Consider the following 663-nt stretch of genomic DNA (forward strand, 5'->3'; position numbering starts at 1 on the left):
ACAACAAGTTGATCTGGAGTTCCACTCCAGATCTGCGCTCTCTTTCTTCTTCTTTTGATAACAACGGCTACGCCGACATTACCAAAGACGGCGTACAGTGGCGCACTTTCCAACTCTCATTACCACAGACCGAGCATGAGAACGAATACGTTGTCGTTGCTGAAAAGCAGAAGATACGTAAAGAGATCATCCATGAAATCGCTCTGTCGACGTCCATCGAACAGTTACTACTATTGCCGACTTTGCTGCTGTTGCTGTTCTGGCTGATAGACAGGTATTTCAGACCGATTAACGATCTACGCACGGCAATCACGCAACGAAACGTGCACCGCTTAGACCGCATTCATGTTACCGACAATACAACCGAGCTTGCTCCGTTGGTGGAAGCACTCAATTCATTGCTTTCTGAACTTGAACAAGCGTGGCAGAGAGAGAAGCGCTTTACGCGAGCCGCCGCACACGAGCTCAAAACGCCGCTGACAATCCTGCGCCTAAACGTAGAAAACGCTCTTGAAAGTAATGACCCAGAGCAGTTACGCGGAGACTTACACAACATCCTTCAAGGCATTGAAAGAACCGACCGTCTCATCCACCAACTGCTTACACTTGCTAAAGTAGACAGTTTATCTGAACGCGTCTTTGACAACGTCGAACTAACGCCAT

1 protein-coding gene is annotated in these 663 nt (G+C 48.1%); it reads left to right on the forward strand.

Features of this window, described 5'->3' with window-relative positions:
• The coding region (locus R8O10_RS25530; protein ID WP_318191997.1) for a histidine kinase dimerization/phospho-acceptor domain-containing protein at positions 1-663 on the forward strand (663 nt) is incomplete at both ends.

This window comes from Vibrio sp. 1727 (assembly GCF_033344415.1).
Classification (GTDB): Bacteria; Pseudomonadota; Gammaproteobacteria; order Enterobacterales; family Vibrionaceae; genus Vibrio; species Vibrio alginolyticus.